Annotated in this window: 10 protein-coding genes; 8 read left to right on the forward strand and 2 right to left on the reverse strand. The window is 42.4% G+C overall.

Annotation, left to right across the window (positions count from 1 at the left end; all coding sequences use genetic code 11):
* Nucleotides 1–253 precede the first annotated feature (253 nt).
* The 8 genes from KTR06_RS01755 (at nt 254) to KTR06_RS01790 (ending at nt 15,785) form a co-directional block, all read left to right on the forward strand.
* Nucleotides 254–3,580, forward strand: coding sequence for a TonB-dependent receptor (locus KTR06_RS01755; protein ID WP_215710341.1), 3,327 nt, complete (start codon nt 254–256; stop codon nt 3,578–3,580).
* A gap of 10 nt (nt 3,581–3,590) precedes the next feature.
* On the forward strand, nt 3,591–5,378 hold the full coding sequence (locus KTR06_RS01760; protein WP_004299745.1) for a RagB/SusD family nutrient uptake outer membrane protein: 1,788 nt from the start codon (nt 3,591–3,593) through the stop codon (nt 5,376–5,378).
* 29 nt (nt 5,379–5,407) lie between these two features.
* Complete coding sequence (locus tag KTR06_RS01765; RefSeq protein WP_004299746.1) at nt 5,408–7,360, forward strand: DUF5006 domain-containing protein; 1,953 nt, start codon at nt 5,408–5,410, stop codon at nt 7,358–7,360.
* Nucleotides 7,361–7,407: 47 nt separating this feature from the next.
* Nucleotides 7,408–9,603 (forward strand): peptidase M26, encoded by a 2,196-nt coding sequence (locus tag KTR06_RS01770; protein ID WP_243636438.1) that lies wholly within the window; start codon nt 7,408–7,410, stop codon nt 9,601–9,603.
* A 27-nt stretch (nt 9,604–9,630) separates the two neighbouring features.
* Nucleotides 9,631–11,670: a GLUG motif-containing protein gene (locus KTR06_RS01775; RefSeq protein ID WP_087321600.1), complete on the forward strand. Its 2,040-nt coding sequence runs from the start codon at nt 9,631–9,633 to the stop codon at nt 11,668–11,670.
* 165 nt (nt 11,671–11,835) lie between these two features.
* Nucleotides 11,836–14,475 (forward strand): glycoside hydrolase family 2 protein, encoded by a 2,640-nt coding sequence (locus KTR06_RS01780; protein ID WP_117683202.1) that lies wholly within the window; start codon nt 11,836–11,838, stop codon nt 14,473–14,475.
* A 161-nt stretch (nt 14,476–14,636) separates the two neighbouring features.
* The gene (locus KTR06_RS01785; RefSeq protein ID WP_004299750.1) at nt 14,637–14,948 is read left to right on the forward strand and encodes an iron-sulfur cluster assembly protein; all 312 of its coding nucleotides are present in this window, start codon (nt 14,637–14,639) and stop codon (nt 14,946–14,948) included.
* 72 nt (nt 14,949–15,020) lie between these two features.
* Nucleotides 15,021–15,785, forward strand: a complete 765-nt coding sequence (locus tag KTR06_RS01790) for a UDP-2,3-diacylglucosamine diphosphatase (protein ID WP_004299751.1) — start codon at nt 15,021–15,023, stop codon at nt 15,783–15,785.
* 165 nt (nt 15,786–15,950) lie between these two features.
* Here KTR06_RS01790 and KTR06_RS01795 read toward each other — a convergent pair whose 3' ends face one another.
* A complete protein-coding gene (locus KTR06_RS01795) occupies nt 15,951–18,227 on the reverse strand; it encodes an alpha-amylase family glycosyl hydrolase (RefSeq protein WP_004305044.1) in 2,277 nt (758 codons plus the stop codon).
* Between the two features lie 163 nt (nt 18,228–18,390).
* The gene (locus tag KTR06_RS01800) at nt 18,391–19,872 is read right to left on the reverse strand and encodes a DUF5115 domain-containing protein (RefSeq protein WP_004305043.1); all 1,482 of its coding nucleotides are present in this window, start codon (nt 19,870–19,872) and stop codon (nt 18,391–18,393) included.
* Nucleotides 19,873–19,888: the final 16 nt, after the last annotated feature.

The raw sequence follows: 19,888 nt of genomic DNA on the forward strand, positions 1-19,888 counted from the left end.
CAAGATTATTAAGGGGAGATTAGTGAAACAAAAGTATGATTAATTCCGCTAAAACAAAAGAAATATTTCCAAAAACCGCCACAAAGACGTTCAAAAACGGAATATGGATGTTTTTGGAAACATTTTGGCGATTTTATGAACTCGCCATTCTGCCAATCAATCTATTTTTGTGGTGTATTTCAATGCCGGATAGTGTGGGCTATTGGCAAATGGAACTCAAAAAAACTTTTAGTATTAACTTTAATATAATGTTATGAAGAAAATGCAGATTAGGATGCAACTGGTGTGTCTCTTTTCAATGCTTTTACTGTTCTTCCCTGTGGAGCTCTTTGCTCAACAGGGCACTATCACTGGTAAGGTGGTAGACGAACGTGGCGAGTCCGTAATCGGAGCAACCGTTATGGTGAAAGGTTCTACTGATGGTACCATTACCGATTTGGATGGAAACTTTAAAATTAACGGTAAAGTAGGTACAACGATAACTGTCAGCTATGTGGGCTATGCTCCTTTGGAAGTGAAAATCACTAAGCTAACAGGAAATCGGTTCGTGATGAAGGAAGACTCCAAAACTTTAGATGAAGTGGTGGTAGTCGGTATGGGAACACAGAAACGTAATACTATTACAGCGGCTGTAGCAACAGTTAATGCGGATGCAATCGCTACCCGTCCTGTGACGGATGTAACCAGCGCCTTACAAGGTAATGTGGCTGGTTTGAACTTTGCTTCGGATGCTTCTGAAAGCGGTACCGGTGGTGAAGTTGGCGGAGAAATCAAATTTAATATTCGCGGTATCGGTTCTATTAATGGTGGAGAGCCTTATGTATTGGTGGATGGTGTGGAACAGAGCTTGCAGAATGTAAATCCTGCCGATATAGAAAGTATCAGTGTATTGAAAGATGCTTCTGCAGCAGCCGTGTATGGTGCTCGTGCTGCGTATGGTGTGGTGTTAGTAACGACCAAGAGCGGTAAACAGGATAAAGCCCGGGTGACTTATCGCGGTTCTGTGGGTATGAGTGCACCTATCAACATGCCCGAGATGATGAACTCTGTAGAGTTTGCCAATTATAAAAATGCGTACCGTTCGGCAATTGGTGAGTCTCCATACTTCTCACAGGAGACTATTGATTTGATGAATCAGTTTTTGCAGAACCCCTATGGTGAAGGTCTGCCCGGTATTACCGCCAATCAGGAGAATACCAGTTGGCGTGGCGGTGAATCGCAGTATGCCAATACCGACTGGTTTGATTATTTCTATAAAAACAAATCTTTGCGTCATTCACACAATCTAAGTATCTCCGGTGGATCGGACAAAGTGACTTATTATGTCGGTCTGGGTTATACTTACCAGGGTGGTTTGCTGGATCGTGTAGAAGACTCTCTGGATAAATACAACGTGAATACCAAATTTCAGATCAAGCCGAATGACTGGTTGAAGTTTAACTTCAATAACAATATCACGTTGAATCTGATTTCCCGCCCGCTCCCCGATATGTCTATTCTTTATCATCAGATAGCTCGTTCGCAGCCTAATATGGTGACTGAAGTTCCTATTTCCGGGCTTTATAATCTTCCTTCATGGAATGAAGCTTTGTATCTGGACAATGTGGGCTATTCGCAGAACCGCATTTCTGATGCCATGACTTTTGCAGCTACTGTTACGCCTCTGAAAGGCTGGGACATTATCGGAGAGATGAAAGTTCGTTTTGATGTGCAGAATGATGAATTCTTGCAGAAGCAGCCCCGTACCACACGGCCCGACGGAACCATAGAGAATGTTACCGCTCCCCGGCAGGGATATTCTTATCCCGGTATCGAATATTCGAATTCTTTGTGGGGATCAATGACTCGTGGAAATCAATTCAACTATTATTTGTCTCCCAGTGTGTCGTCTTCATATACGAATCAATGGGGTGACCATTTCTTTAAGGCAATGGCCGGTTTCCAGATGGAAGTGCAGCAAAACTCAAGCATGTATGCGTATAAAGACGGAGTGATGAGCGATGATACATTCTCTTTTGACAATGCAAACGGAAAAGCCTATAATAGTGAAGCGCGTGACCATTGGGCAACCATGGGATTCTATACCCGTTTGAACTGGAACTACCAGAATGTCTATTTTCTGGAATTTAGCGGACGTTATGATGGTTCGTCACGTTTCGCTTCCGGCAATCGTTGGGGATTTTTCCCTTCTTTCTCTGCCGGTTATGACATTGCCCGTACCGACTACTTCAAGCAATGGAGCTTGCCTGTTTCACAGTTGAAAGTGCGTTTGTCTTACGGACGTTTAGGCAATCAGAATGGAGCCGGACTATATGATTATCTGAACTTCATGACATTGAGACCGGACTATTCAAATGCATGGTTGCTTTCCGGTGTCACTTCGGCTACTCCGGTACGTGGTACAGTCGCTTTAACACCTTCTATGGTAAGCCCGTACATTACATGGGAAAAAGTGGATAATGCCAACTTAGGTTTCGACCTGACTTTGCTTAACAATCGTTTGACGATTACGGCGGATATTTACCAACGTACGACCAAAGACATGATTGGCCCGGCTGAAGCAATTCCTGATATTGGCGGTATTGCTGTTGACCAACGTGCTAAAGTAAATAATGCAACGCTACGTAACCGTGGATGGGAATTGTCGGTTAACTGGTCTGACCAGCTGAAGAATGGTTTCAGTTATGGAATCGGTTTCAATATCTTTGACTACAAAGCAGTGGTAACCAAATACAATAATCCGGAAGGATTGATTTATAACAACCACACCGGTCTGGTTCGTAACAAAGGTTATTACCAGGGAATGGATTTAGGTGAAATCTGGGGATATGAAGCAAATGATCTGTTTCTCACCAACCAGGAAGTGGATGAATATCTGAGAGGAGTAGACATGTCTTTCTTCAAACCGAATAAGGATTGGCAACGTGGTGATTTGAAATATATCGATTCGAACGGTGATGGTAAAATTGATCCGGGTTCGGGTACATTGAAAGATCACGGTGATTTGAAAATTATCGGTAATACGACTCCTCGTTACTCCTTCGGTCTGAACTTACATGCCGGTTATAAAGGTTTTGAAGTTTCCGCATTGTTCCAGGGAGTCATGAAACGTGATTTCCCGATGGCTGCAAGTACTTATCTGTTTAGCGGTGATTCCAACTTCTTTAAAGAACATTTGGATTATTATAATGTGTACAACCCGGGGGCTTACCTGCCGCGTCTGACAAAACCCGACAGTCCTGAATATAATGCGAACGTAGGTTACAACACTTCACGTTATTTATTGAACGCAGCTTATATGCGACTCAAAAACTTGATGATTTCTTATAACTTCCAGCCTAAACTGGTTAAGAAGATGGGATTGGAGAACTTGAAAGTGTATTTCACTTGTGATAATCTCTTCACGATTGACAATTTGCCGGACGTATTCGATCCTGAAACCTTGAATCAGGTAAATACATGGGCTGGGGGTAGTAACGAAACTGCTCCGGGATTGACTTCCCCAATGAAGCAAAATGGTAACGGAAAGGTATATCCGTTGAATAAAAACTACGTATTTGGTATTGAATTTACCTTTTAAACCATAAGATATGAAAAGAATATATATAATGGCTTTTGTAGCCGCTTCAATATTACCATTTTCATCCTGTTCTGATTTTCTGGATAGGGAACCGATAACCAAGCCGGAAGCCGGTAATTTTCTGACAGGTGCCATACAGGTCGAAAACTATATTAACGGACTATATATGACGTTGCCGTCTTTTAGTAAGTTCGGTTTGGGAGTTCGCAGTGAAGAAAAGAATAGTGACAATATTATTGCAGAAAAGTATGATGCCCGTTTGCATGGACAGAATAACCAGTTTAGCGGAGCTTCCGATTGGCAGACTGGTTATCAGAACCTGCGTAAAGTGAACTATTTTTTCCATAATTATAAAGTACCCGAAGCACAGGAAAACGAAGATGTACTGTCGTTGAAAGGGGAGGCTTACTTTTTACGTGCCTATTGGCATTTCGATTTATTGAAGAAATTCGGTTCTATTCCGGTAATGGATGCTTTTTGGGATGAGAATGCGACAATCGCAGGATTACAGATTCCCGCAAAGACACGTAATGAGGTAGCCCGATTTATTTTGAGTGATTTGGTTGAGGCGAAGAATCTGTTGCATTCGCGCGGTAAATATTCCGGAATTCGTATCAATAAAGAAGCTGCCATGGTTTTGGCAATGAATGTGGCGTTGTATGAAGGAACTTGGGAAAAGTATCACAGCAGCGATGATTTTGCATCTTCCACTAACGAATCAAATTATTTCTTGGGTGAAGTTATTAACTGGGGAAATGAACTGTTCGGTTGTGGCATTGATCTGTATAAAACCGGGCAAAATCCGGGAGATGCTTTTGCGGCATTGTTCAATAGCAAAGATTTGTCAGGAATGGGCGAAGTGCTATTGTGGAGGAAATATTCGAGTGATGAAGGAGTCTTTCATGATGTCAACGGTAATCTGAAGGCAGGTGTTGTCGACTCGGAAGGAGCTGCCGGAATTACTCAAAGCCTGGTGGATAATTATCTGAATGCCGATGGAACATTTATTGATCCGACAAATGAGAAATTTAAGGATTTTAAGGAAACATTTGAAGGCCGTGACCCTAGATTGATTCAAACGGTGATGAATGAAGGTGCCAAATTTGCTTCTGCCACTACTGCGACCCCAATGCATCTGGAAGAATATACGGATGAGAAGAAGAATACTATTAGTCCTCCTAAATTGGCAGGAGATGGAAACACACGTTCTTTGACGGGTTATCACATCCGTTTGGGAATAGATACCACCTTTGTAAGTGGTAATGGTGAGACTGCTTTACCTATTATTCGTTATGCCGAAGGTCTTTTGGCTTATGCAGAAGCTGCTGCTGAACTGGAAATGTGGAGCGATGATATAGCGAATAAGACATTGAAAGCGCTTCGTGAACGTGCAGGAGTGAAATATCTGGCACCGGCAAAGGATGCTAATTTCACCGATTTCGGTTATACATTGACTCCTGTTTTACAGGAAATCCGTCGTGAACGCCGTTCTGAACTTGCTTTGCAAGGTTTCCGGCTGGATGATCTCATGCGTTGGAAAGCCGATAAACTGATTGTTGGAAAGCGTGGTAAAGGTGCTTATGTAGGTGATGAATCTATTTTATTCAAATCTTACAGTCCGGATAATCAGAAAAGAATCAGAGAGCGTCTGACCCTTGATGATAACAAATGGGCGGATCCGATGGCCGGGACTCTGCCAAGCGGATATCAATTCCATGCAGATAGGGATTATCTGTTACCGATCCCTCCTTCAGAATTGGAATTGAACAAAAAGTTGAAACAAAACCCGAAATGGTAATCATTAATAATGATATAATAGGATAGATTATGAAGAAATATTTCTATAGATTATTACCAATTTGCCTGTTTATCCTTGTAATGACAGGCTGTAATGACACCGAGACGGTTATCTCTATCGGAGAAGCCCGGAATCTGGTGGCCGAAATCAGTACTCAAAGTGCTGCTATCGGAGATAATGTGACCTTTACTGTGAAGGTAGATCAGCAAGACAATCAGTTGGCACTCGAAGAAGATATAGACGTTGTTCTGACTTTTGCAGGTAAGAATGTAGAAGGAAAGGATGTCCCTGTATCTGATGTCTTTGAAGGCTTTGCCGGTCATCTTTTTATGAAGAAAGGTGAGAAACAGGGATTTACCGAATTTAAGGTAAAGAACGATCTGGCTAAATATCCTATATCGGGTACTATCACCGCTTATGTCAGAGGATACAAGATCAATGCGGCTGAACGTCCGATTGTGGTATCTGATAAACACTACACCATCTTGTCATTGAAGAACAATTCGGACAATACGGTGAAAGAGTATGGCTCATTTATTCTGGTCGCTACGGTAGGAGCGTCAGCTAAGGAAGATGTAGTCGTTCATATTGATGCGGGTGAAGATGCGGATAAATATGAGAATCTGCCGAGCGAATTGGTGGTGAAAGCCGGGTATAAAACAGCTGAATCTGAACTTATATGGGTGAAAGGAGAGAAAGGACCGAATACTTTCACTTCTGTGTCTATGTCTTTTGCTACCGATTCTGAAATTCATCCGGTATATGGGGACGAGTTGGAAATTAAGGTTACTGATACGGATGCAGGTTTGACTCCGGGCACCGAGTTAACCAATGAGCAATGGGTTTATACAGATCCGGATCAGATATTTGTATCAGCCAGCAATAAAAAGGCAGTAGAAAAATGGGATGAGGTCAGAGCTGCGTCAGCACTATTGATAAAGGAGGGTGATCCGCATCCGAATGAAGCGTTAGCTGCTGAAGGATGGACATTCCTGAATTCTTATGAGTTCCATCCGATTGATGCTTTAACAGAAGGTACCGGACTCCCCAATCAGTATGGTAATCGTCCTCCACGTTTTATGGCGGCACAGAATGTGGCTAACACACAGAAAGTACAAGCGGTTGTAAATGAGAAATATGCAACGATGACTCAAGATGGATATTTGAAAATGTGGTGTGCGTATGATCCGGGAATCAGTGTGACAGGGGAAATTACGGGAACAAGAGATTTTGGAGTTTCCTCCCTCTATGCAAGTAAGTTTGATGGTGTGCCTACGGGTGCTGATTCTTGGGAATCCAGCAATGTACGCATTTTGCCGGGCACTCGTGTGGAAGTTAGAATCCGTGTGCGTGGAAAGAAACACTCTTTCAACTCGGCAGTCTGGTTCCAAGGAAATATCAGAGGTGTGCAATGGTCTACCTATGGTGAGGTTGATCTTCTGGAAAATCCGGCTACCAATGCGAATCCGAATGGCGCTTGGCAGACTTTCCACTGGAATGATATATCCACTTCATCCGGTGATAAGTATAAACCGTCTTCAGGACAGTTGATAATATCGGATATGGATGAATTCGATATCTATTGGATGGAATGGAGAGATAATAACGAGATTGCTTTAGGTATTAATGGTAAAGAGAATGTACGCATGAGGACTGACGGCAGCTATACCGGAATAGCTAATGGAACGGCTTCATGGAACTCGTCTACACATTGGCCGTTTACGGACAAATACAATACGGAAGGGTTACATTTACTATTGACATTTGCCGGATGTAATGAATGGGCGCTTGGTGACGCTGCGGCAGAACAGGCTGCTAAAGATGGTAGTTGGGCAAACGATTTTAAGCATATTTCTTATCAGGAAAGTAAGTCTAGCAATGATACGCCACGTATGGAAATCGACTGGATACGTTTCTATAAGAAGCCAACCTACGACTATTTTGGAAGTGGTACTCCAACGCGTAACAAACCAATGTATTAATGGTTGTTGAAATAAAGATATTTAATCGAACAAACTTTTATATAGTTATGAAAAAGGTTTATCACTTATTGAGCGTTGCACTGCTGGGCGCAATGGCACTAACCTCTTGCGAAGAGGACAAGATAGTGAATGAAAATAACGGTGAAGGGAACGAAACCGACAAGAATCTGACTGATTATTCATTTATAGCTTCTATTAAACAGTCCGCCCCTTTGGGTCGCAGCAATTTGCAGAATGGAGTGTATACATGGAATAAAGGAGATGCTGTTACATTATGGAATCGCAACTTCGGAGCCGGCTATGATTTCTCTATCACCCCGGGGTATAATGACAACCAACCTGACAAATCTGCTGAATTCACAGGAAAAGCTGCTGTAGAAAATGGCCATAAGCTGATTGCGGTATTTCCACGGAAAGAAGCAAAAACATTTAATGACCTGGCTACCTTTTCTATGCCGGAGACATTTACTCAGACTGGAAAAACAGCAGAACTGGCAGCCACTACCTATATGGTTGCCACCGGGGATGTGACTGATAATAAGATTCCTGCATTAACGTTTTCACCATTGACTGCATTGATACAGTTTGGTTTGAAAAACACGTCGGACCGGGAACTGAAGATTCGCTATATTACGCTGGAGAGTGATGATGATGTATTTCCCGCAGAGTTGAAGATCGACGAAGACGGAGTGGTACAGAGTCTTTCAGGTATGCGTAACAAACTGACACTTGACATGAGTGGACAAGCATTGGCGCAGAATGAAACATTAAACGGGTATTTGAATATATTACCTACAACCTATGGTGATACCCGGTTGATGAAAAGTACGACCGAACTGAATATTACAGTAAGCGTTTTGAATAATGAAGTGGAACAGGATATTATCCTGCTGAAAAAAGTAAAAGTCAAAGATTTGGAGGATAACATCGGACTTGATATGGATGCTACTGCCAATCAGTTTGCAGCCGGCAAGCATTATAAAATGGATTTTGAGGTAGATTATCGTTTCAGAATTCCTGATGAGGGCTATATGATCGATGATGATGGAAATATTCATATCTATAATAAGACTGGATTATTCGGATGGAATAAAATTGCGGATGAATACCGTAAGGCAACTGTTACTTTAGAAAAAGAATATATCGATGAACCGGCAGGGGATGGAATAAAAGTGATTGATATGGGTAATGAACTTTGGGAACCTATTAGTGCGTTTGGAGGTGTATTTGAAGGTAATGGTGTTACCATCCGCAATTTGCAAATAGCTAATAAAGGTTTTATAGCTACCAATACGGGAACTATCCGGAATTTGACTTTGGAAAATGTAAGTTTCTCTGCTGATATCACAGAGGGAGCAGGATCATTGGCTGCCGAAAGTTCAACGAGTGTCATTCAGAATTGTACAGTCAAGGGAGTGACTGCAACCGTTATAAAACCGGTAGTTTTTGGTGGTTTGATCGGTCGAAACTCCGAAGGAAGAATAGAAGGTTGTCAAGTTATCAGTGGAACTATTAACCTTAATTTGAGTGGTGCTGGTAATTCTAATTATGGTGGCTTGGTTGGTGAGCATTTTAATGGAACGGCTCTTATTATAAATTCGTATGTCGGTGCAGATGTAACAATCAAGCATCCTAGTAACTCTAGTGGTGCATCCTGTGTCGGCGGACTTGTTGGCTGGAACAACTCCGGTAAAGTCAAAGGTTGTTACTCATTAGCCAAACTTGAGGTTTCTTGTTCCGGACAAGTAGGAGGACTTATAGGGGCTAATAGTAACGGTACGGTTCTGGCCTGTTATGTAGCCGGTTCAATTAGTGGAACTATCTATAATAATACTGGCGGTTTCATTGCACAGAATACCATTAATAATGCTGATGCTACTGTGACGGCTTGCTACTCGACCACGCAGATAAATGTGACTAATAATGCTGGAAGTAATAAATTGGGAGCTTTCGTCGCTTCGAATTCAACAGGAATCAACCAGTGTTATTTCGTAGGCGAGACGGTGACTAATCCTGTAGGAAGCGGATCTGTAAATGGAATTAGTAAGGTAACAGCTACTCAACTCAAGGATAAGAAACGTCAGATGAATTTGGCAATAGAAGCCAAGGATCCAGAATTTGGTTTTAGCTTTAAAGTGAATGAGGATGCCGGAACTAATATATACTGTCCGTTGATTCTACAGGGGGCTGTGAAAGAACCTGGCTTCGGTGGATCAGATTTTGGAGATGGTGGTGATATTTAAATAACTGATAACAGAAAAAAATAAATCATGAATAAAATCTATTCTTTATTAGGGATCGGGCTGCTAAGTGCAGCCACCCTAAGCTCTTGTAAAGAAGATGTTTTCATTGAAGGTGGGGATGAACTGCAACGGGGAGAATCACAGACTTATGTGGCTGTTGCTTCTATCCGGGGGTATGAAAATACGGACAAAGAATCGTCTACACGTGCCAACGTACAAGATGACGGTAGTTCCTTTATGTGGAATGCCGATGATAAGGTTACACTTTGGAATGGAACAAATGGCTATGATTTCACAACCATAAATTATGATGAGAGTGAACCGTCTGGAAATGTGGAATTTGCAGGGAATGGTAACTTTGAAGAGGGAGCTACTGTTTGGGGAATCTATCCGAAAAAAGATGTTCCGACTTCAGGGAATGTTTTCACTTTTACGTTGGGAGATGCTACGCAAAGTGCCCAAAAAGCAGAGCTGCAGAATACGATGCACATGCTTGCTAAAGGCACGGTGAATGGGACTACCGTCACCAATCTTAAGTTTGAACATTTGACAGCTCTTTATCAGTTTAAATTCACCAATCGAAGACCGGATGCCTATAAAGTGACAAAGGTGGTTGTTTCGGCTGATGCTGCTATTTTCCCAAAAACGTTGACAGTTTCGGGAGAAGAGAAAACGTATGGTGATAAAAGTAATAGTCTGACTTTGTCTATGACAAGTTTGGACATGGCAAAGAATGAAGTTGCATACGGTTATTTGAGTTTCTTCCCGATGGCAGACATGACAAAGGATACAGAATTAACCTTTACTGCTACGATAGAAAAAGTGGGAGATTCTTCCTCTACGGAAACAATAGAGAAAAAAGGAAAGATCAGTGAACTTTATAATGCCGAATCGGTGGTAGCAGGAGATGAATATAAATATGTGGCTGGAAAGCGATATGGTATATCATTTATGCTGGTGGCAGACTTGGGATATGAGGAGACTGAAGCGGGTAAGTATTTAGTCAAGAAAGAAGACGGGTTGATAAATTTGGCAATTGAACCGACTGTTATGACGAATGCTGCTACGGTAATTACATTAGATGCTGATCTTGATATGTCGACTAAAGAGGCATGGGTACCGGTTACGGAGTTTAAAGGTATATTGGACGGCAATGGCAAGACTATTTCCGGTCTTACAATTGAAGCAACAGGAAACGATGCCGGTTTGTTTATAACTAATAATGGTATCATTAAAAATTTAACTCTTAAAGATGTAACAGTGAAACAAGTGTCAGGCGCAGCTGGAGCATTTGCAGCAATAAATACCGGAACGATTCAGAATTGCGTCATTGATGGAGGAGCGTTGACTGTCAATGGAGCAGATGCTAAGTTAGGGGCTATTACCGGACATAATCAGACTGGTGCGTCAATGATAAAGGATTGTAAGGTAAAAGGTAATGTGGTACTGACTGTTGCCGGTGGTAAAGTAAATGCCGGTGGATTGGCAGGTGTGAACGGATGGTGGTCTAAGGCACAAATACAAGGTTCTTCGATTGACAAGGAGGTATCCTTTGTATATAGAGGTAATGGTGAAGGTGCCATCGGAGGACTTGTGGGTTGGAATGTTCAGGGAACCATAACTGGCTGTTATTCTTTGATGACTATTACTGCATTTACAGCTGTGAATGCCGGTGGTCTGGTGGGAGGAAACGAAGGACCTGTAACCGCTTCGTTTGCTGCTGGTGAAATAGTGGCCAAAGCGTCCGGAAATATTGGTGGTTTGGTGAAAAATGGTGGAACTTTGACAGGATGTTATTCAACTTCTGTGCTTTCTGGCACTGCTTCTGTTACCATTTGTGGAATATCAACGGGATCAGTGACAGCAAACGAATGTTATTTTATGTCCGACGGAGTTTCGAATCCGGGTGGAAACTTACCAACTTCAACTAAGGTAAGCGATGCTGCTGCCCTTATTGACAAAATAGCATCCATGAATCAAGCGGTAGCTGGCTCTGGTTACAAGTATGTTGAAAATACAGGAACCGATAGTGCCAGAGTACCTTTACTCATTCAACCGGATGAATAATAACTGACAGGTATTAGTTTGAATCCCCTTATTTATCCTTGTTTTGTATATGAAGAGGACAAATAGGGGGATTCGTATCTGGAATATACTATCTTTGTATGTCGAAGACATCTTTGGGTTGATTGCGACAGACAACATGACATTCATTATAAAATAAAACTTTATATGAGACGAATCTTTGTTAGCTTACTGCTTTTATCTCTGTTTTTTATGGGTTATGCCCATGAGCCGGAATTTTCAACAGCCGGTTTCTTCCGGTTACCGGATACCGGGCGTGATGTGTACTCGATGAATCCTGCCTGGCGCTTTTATAAAGGAAGTGTGGTGGGTGCCGAAGCAAAAGAATTTGACGACAAAACCTGGCAGGTGGTGTCTTTACCTAATGGTATCGAGTATCTTCCTACTGAGGCTAGTGGTTGCATCAATTATCAGGGGGAAGTATGGTATCGTAAACACTTTACTCCATCCGAAGCATTGAAAGGAAAGAAACTGTTTCTGCACTTTGAAGCCATTATGGGTAAAAGTAAGATTTATGTAAACGGTAAATTATTGGCAGAGCACTTTGGAGGCTATCTTCCCGTATCGGTAGATGTGACTGATGCATTAAAGTGGGGAGAGGACAATGTGATTGCGGTGTGGGCTGATAATAGCGACGATCCGACCTATGCGCCTGGAAAACCACAAGATGTGTTAGATTATGCCTATTTGGGAGGCATTTATCGGGATTGCTGGCTGATTGCACATAATTATGTGTTTATCACGGATCCGAATTACGAGAACGAAATAGCAGGAGGCGGACTGTTTATTGCCACAGATCGTGTATCGGAGCAATCGGCAGATATTCTCTTGAAAGCGCATATACGTAATGAAGACAAACAGGGCTTTGCAGGAAAAATTTCCTATTCTTTAGTAGACCGTGAAGGAAAAGAAGTGGCATCGTCAGATGTGAAACTGAATATCCGTAAAGGGACTGCGACAAGTCATAATGGAAAGATGAAAGTAGAGCAGCCGCATTTATGGACTCCTGAATCACCTTATCTGTATAATCTGTGTGTACGTATTTATGATAAGAATGGAAATGTAGTAGACGGTTATCGTCGTCGCGTCGGTATCCGTAGTATCGAATTTAAGGGAAAAGATGGCTTCTGGCTGAATGGAAAACCTTATGGTAAACCTTTGATGGGAGCTAATCGGCATCAGGATTTTGCAGTTGTAGGAAATGCGGTTGCCAATAGTATTCACTGGCGTGATGCCAAGAAACTGAAAGATTTGGGGCTGGAAGTAATCCGTAATGCACATTGTCCGCAAGACCCGGCTTTTATGGATGCCTGTGATGAACTTGGCCTGTTTGTTATCGTGAATACTCCGGGATGGCAATTCTGGAATGACGAACCCATTTTTGCCAAACGGGTTTATAATGATATACGTAATATGGTTCGCCGTGACCGTAACCATCCTTGTGTATGGCTGTGGGAACCAATCTTGAATGAGACATGGTATCCGGAAGATTTTGCCGGGCGTGTGAAAGGGATTGTTGATGAGGAATATCCTTATCCATCCTGCTATTCCGGTTGTGATGTGCAAGCCAAGGGCTCGCAATATTTTCCGGTGCAGTTTACCCATCCGATGGATCTTTCAAAACGTGATCCTAAAATAACTTACTTTACACGCGAGTGGGGAGATAATGTCGATGATTGGAGTTCGCACAATTCTCCAAGTCGCACAGCCCGTAACTGGGGAGAACAGCCCATGCTTATACAGGCTGCTCATTACGCTTCTCCTTATTATAATTACATTTGCTATGATGGTTTGTATAAAGAGTCTCCCTGGCATGTGGGCGGATGCTTGTGGCATTCGTTCGATCATCAGCGGGGATACCACCCGGACCCGTTCTATGGTGGATTGATGGATGTATTCCGTCAGCCTAAGTATTCTTATTATATGTTTAAGGCGCAACGTCCGGCTGTCGTTTCCGAGAGTTTGGCAGAAAGCGGACCGATGGTTTATATCGCTCACGAGATGACACCGTTCTCAAGCAGAGATGTAACGGTGTATTCCAACTGCGATGAAGTTCGTTTGACTGTGAATAAAGATGGGCAAACTTATACCTATAAAAAAGACAAGACACGAAAAGGAATGCCTTCTCCGGTAATAACTTTCCCCGGGATATTTGACTTTATGGTTGATAAGAAGATGACTCGTGAAAAGCATGATGCGGACGTCTATTTCCTGGCAGAAGGACTGATGGATGGCAAGGTGGTGGCTACACATAAAGTAATGCCCGCCCGCCGTGCAGAACAGATTCGTTTGAGAGTAGACAACGAAGGAATCGGACTGCGTGCTGATGGATCTGATTTTGTTACTGTTGTGGCAGAAATCACGGATAAGAATGGAAATGTAAAGCGTTTGAATAATTATTATATCAAGTTCTTTGTAGAAGGAGAGGGACGTATTTTGGGCGGAGCTAATGTCTTGGCAAATCCTGCTCCGGTGAAATGGGGCAGTGCTCCCGTATTGATCCAGTCGACCACGACTCCCGGAAAGATTAAGGTAAGAGCCAGTGTTTTGTTTGAGGGATCACAGATGCCTGTAAGCGGTGAACTGGAACTAACATCTTCCGTTCCAATGTATCCATTGATATTTGATAAGAAAGAAGAAGCGCTGCCTAAGCCATCCGAATCGTTCTCCATGGACAAGAAGAGTGATGCTGAACTGGAGTTGGAACGCCGCCGTCGTGAACTGAATGAATTAAAACTGAAAGAAGTGGAGCAACAACAGACAGATTTCGGTGAGAAAGTAGATTAAGACTACTCATTACAACAATTTACTGTTCCGGTGTGTTTTTTAGTAACCGGAGATAGAGAGTAAATGATATATTCTTTAGGCACGGGATACGCATTCCGTGCCTAATTTTTTATGTTTCATTTTTTATCTCTATCTTTGCGATACATAATAAATAAGGACGTATGGAAAAAATTGAAATAGAAGAGAAGATTGTAGCTATGCTAAAGACAGTGTACGATCCGGAGATTCCGGTCAATGTATACGATCTTGGACTGATTTATAAGATTGACGTCTCCGATAGTGGAGAAGCGGCACTCGATATGACGCTGACAGCTCCCAATTGTCCGGCTGCTGATTTTATTATGGAGGATATTCGCCAAAAAGTGGAGTCAGTAGAAGGAGTGAATTCCGCCACCATCAATCTGGTCTTCGAACCTGAATGGGATAAAGACATGATGAGTGAAGAAGCCAAATTGGAATTAGGTTTTCTTTAATCGTTCTATGTCAGGCAGTGCTCTGATTTTATAAGTTGTAATTCGTTATTAGATCTCGTAACTGGTAATTAAATGAAGAACATTTATTTTCTTTCCGATGCACATCTTGGTTCTCGTGCTATTGAGCACGGGCGTACTCAAGAACGGCGTTTGGTGAACTTCCTCGATAGTATAAAGCATAAGGCTTCCGCCATTTATCTACTGGGAGATATGTTCGACTTCTGGTATGAATTCCGGCTGGTAGTTCCTAAGGGGTACACCCGTTTCTTGGGGAAGCTCTCCGAACTAACAGATATGGGTGTAGAGGTGCATTTTTTTATAGGTAATCATGACATCTGGTGTGGAGACTATCTCACCAAAGAGTGTGGTGTCATCATGCATCGCGAACCATTGACTACTGAAATCTACGGAAAGGAGTTTTATCTTGCTCATGGTGACGGCTTGGGTGATCCGGATAAGAAGTTCAAGCTACTTCGTTCGATGTTCCACAGCAAAACTTTGCAAACGATGTTTTCTGCTATTCATCCCCGCTGGAGTGTTGAATTGGGTTTAACATGGGCTAAGCACAGCCGACAAAAACGGGCGGACGGAAAGGAACCGGATTATATGGGAGAAAACAAGGAACACTTGGTACTATATACCAAAGACTACTTGAAAAGCCATCCCAATATCAACTTCTTTATTTACGGACATCGTCACATTGAACTGGATTTGATGTTGAGCGCCACCTCCCGTGTGTTGATTTTGGGAGACTGGATTAACTTCTTCTCTTATGCCGTGTTTGACGGAGAGAATCTCTTTTTGGAAGAGTATATCGAGGGAGAGACACAGGTCTAATTATGTTTCAACAAAATAAAAGGTCAGGCATAATACGGAACAAAATATAAAACAAGGGCACAAAGAAGTAGCAGAAAAATAACCTGCCATCTTTGTGCCTTTGTCGTTAGAGAATCTTCAATGCTTATTAGTTAAATCTTCCTTTCTGCTCAAAACACCCGCTCGTTATTCGGCAAAGTTGGTGTATAAGCGGAACTCGTGTGCAGGAACACTGATCTTTTTTTCTCCCTCCACGGGATTCCCATTTTCCAGATATAGATACCATGTACCTTCAGGAATAGTATAATCGATAGATGCATTGGTGAAATTCGCATACACATGAAGTTGTTTCCCATTCACAGCTTTCAATGTCAGTGTACGTCCATTATCCCAATCATTATAACTGACTTTCCAGGTAAATTGAGAAGAAGCGTTGAATAAATCGGAGTGTGTTGTCCGTAGAGTGATTAGTTTTGTATAAATATCTACCAAGCTTTTACGCTCTGTCTGATATTCCCAAAGGACTGGTTTCTTTCCGGTACGTCCATTTTCGTCTATTGAAATATCATACCCCATTTCGCCGAATTGCCAAAGCATTTTCGGACCTGGAACCGTAAAGAAGAATGCGGCGTTGGATGATAACTGTTTGAGCCGTTCGGACAGGTTGGTTTTTAAGGCTCCATTTCCGTATTCAATCTGTTTATAGGCACACCGCTCTTCGTCATGACTTTCCATATAGCCCACAAATTGATTCGGACGGGTGGTGTCATATAATCCGGAGAAATCACTATTATCTTTCCAGCCCATAGCCGACTGACAATAAGAATGGTTCATATTCCTCCAAAAATGAATTCCTTCTGTGGCTAAAGTTGTTTCTTCATTTGCACAGAAATGTTCCATGGTAACCATTGCATCTTCTTTGACAGCTTTTACGGCTTCGTAGTATTCTTTCAGTACTGATACACGAGCAGGGTCGGTTGCCGCCAAATCATCATCACCTGTTGTCTGTTTCTGTGTGAAACCTTTGGTGAAATCGAAACGGAAACCGTCGATGTGGTAAGTATCTAACAGATATTTCAGGTTGCGTTTGACAAAAGCTTTTGTTTGTTCTGAAGTGTGATTGAAATCATCCGGTGAAAAAACATACTTCTGATGCGGTGTTACAGCGTTCAGCCATGGATTCTTAGTGGAAGGGCGGTTATTAAACGTATCCCAGTACATACGGGCAAACGGATTATCATTGTTCGTATGGTTGTAGACTACATCGAAAATAACGGCGATTCCATTCTGATGGCAGGCGTCAATAAAAGCTTTATATTCATTTTGAGTTCCATACGAGGCATCCAGTGCAAAGTATAGTCCGGTGTTGTATCCCCAACTGTCATTACCTGCAAATTCTTGTACAGGCATCAGTTCGATAGCATCTATTCCCAGTTCTTTTAAGTAAGGCAGCTTTTCCATTGCTCCTGCCAGATTTCCACTGGAAGTAAAATCCCGCAACAAGAGCTCATAGATAACCGGATTTTCTTTATTCTTCATCTCAAATTCTCCGGCACTCCATTGATAGGGTTGTGGGTTTGTGCTTACGACTGATACGTAAGGTGCTTGTGCGCCAGTGGGAAAGTTGGTATCCACTCCCTTTTCCAATGCTTGCTCACAATAAGGATCGCACAAGTAAGTACCGCCATCCGAAGCACTGTACACAAAGTACTGGAACTGTGTTTCACCGGCAGTCAATTCCTCCAGAGTGATCCACCAGCAATGGTTTGTTTCGTCATATTTCATCATGTAGCGACTATCCAGTTTCCAGTTGTTGAAATTACCTGTTACAAATACACAATCTTTATGACCGCCCTGACTGTCCTTATCATATAATACAAGCGTTATCGAAGTGGCCGAATGGATATGAATACCCTCTTTTTCTTCTCCGGATATGGGGAGAGGGGCTTTTTGCGGTTCTTCCCAGATAAATCCGTTTTGACTATCTTCTACTAAAGTTGCGTAATCGTAGGTTTGTTGGCTACCTTCCGCATCACGTACAATCAGGTTAATGGTCTGTAAGGGAGTAGATGGAGCAACAGAATAGAAATGGCGGATAGATGAGGAAAGGGTGATACTCCACACATTGTCCTTTGTCTTTTTCAGTCTGTATTTATTCTGATTATCTCCCCATGTAGGTGCACCTGTCCAGTTTGCTCCTGTTCCGGAGTGTAAGTACAAGTCGTCAGCGTAACCATAGAAGTTACTTCCTTCGGGTGCTTTGAAGGTGATAGTCAGTGGTTCATCCGCTTTAGGAATAGCCGGATCAAAATTAAATCCGTCGTGGAGAACTTGTTCTTCCGGGGCAGGATCAGTTCCGGACGAAGGACGCTCGCCCGGCATCAACGGATCATCATCTGAACAAGCTCCAAAGCTGTTGAGTATCAGCAATAAAAGGAGCCAAATATATTTAAAGTCTTTCATAAGCCTTATTTTAGAATTCTTCTTCCAATGTAGTGGTACTATATTTAGCTTTGAGTGTGTCAGATTTCGATCATATCTCAAATCTCCTCTTTCCCGAAGAAGGAGACTTGAGATATGATCGTAATTGATTCTACTCGTTGTGCTGTTTAAGAGTGTCTGATAGTTATTCGACTTTACCTTTGCCTGTCGTAAAGTTAATATGGACTTTCTGACCGGCTTTTACATTACATTCGTAGCCAAGTTCGCTTAGATTATCCGATACGTTCTTATTCTCACGGTAAACGATAGTACCATCGCCTTCATTAGCCAGATCAAGTGTAAATTCGCTCTTCCACCAGCCTCCGGCATCTACAGCCGTAGTAGAAATACGTGCCATGCCTGTAACGGTTGCTGCCGGTGATATGAAGTCGCTTGTTTTATCGGTCGGAATCCTGAACAAGGTCGTTTCATCGCAATTCCACGAATTGTTAATCACACCTCCCAACAGGTAAACTTCCGGCAAACGGAATGAAATTGTTTTTCCTTCTGTAGTCACTGCGACAATTACCAGATACCATCCGGATTTACCAATGCCAATATTGCCTCCTGAGGATGTTAATTCGGCGAAATCAATTGCTTCCGGAGATAAGATTTCTTCGTCATAACCAAAGTCTCCTTCCCATTTTCTAACCGGAGCAAACTTGATTTGGTCTCCCGCCGTATAATATTGTATACTCCAGAACATTCCGGGAGTCTGTGTGACAGGAACCATTTCAGGAGCTACTGCCCAATCCCACCCAAGACTGTACGGAGATCCATTGATGTACATGTGCTCGGGTAGATCCTCCTTGATTGTGTATGTATAATCTTCTACATTAATCGTAATTTTCATTTTCTTTCCGCCGGCGCAGGTGAGATTATCCGGGTCGGCTCCTTCTTTATCCCTGAAAGCCAATAATCCCGGATCCGGATCTTCTATTACTTTGGAAGCACCCAAGGCTCTTTGCCAGGCATCCGGAGCTTCTATCGCACTTCCCGGGACAATCTTGAAATCAAACTTCTCTTCCGACTCGACGACTACTGAAAAGAGATACTGATTGTCTTTGTCTACTTCGAGCTTTGTGGCTGTCGATTTGTCCATCTGCCAGCTGTTTAGATCACCTACTATATAGTATTCCGTATCCACAGCCGGAGTTGCGACCGGAGTGATGGCAGATTGCATTTCCGGGTATTCAGTCAGTGAAGTTGCTTCACCGTTGGTTGTCATGACTACCGGTGTCAGCTTTAAAGTGACTTCGCGCTCTAAAGATTTTTGTGACTTATACAAACTTGCCACTTTTTGGTCAAGTTCTGTCAACCTGACTTTTATATTCCCATCTTTTACTTTTGACGGTAGATTTAATATCTGCCCTTCGGCAACTAATTCTATATTACAAGCTGTGAGTGAGAAGTTTTCTGCAATCGAAGAAACAGAGGCGATTACCACAGAATCGCCCGGCTGTTCTTCAAGTTTCATACTGGCAACCGGAGTTATATCTACCATTGCAGTTATAGCTTCTTCCTGGGGATTGGACTGGGGATCAGCCCAGTCCTTAAAATCTTCATCGCAAGCGGTGAAAGCTGCCGAAGCAAGCAACAGACACGCCATATATGATAATCTTTTCATGATATTCAGTTATTAA

The sequence above is a fragment of the Bacteroides sp. MSK.20.12 genome (genome assembly GCF_019052435.1).
Lineage (GTDB): Bacteria > Bacteroidota > Bacteroidia > Bacteroidales > Bacteroidaceae > Bacteroides > Bacteroides xylanisolvens.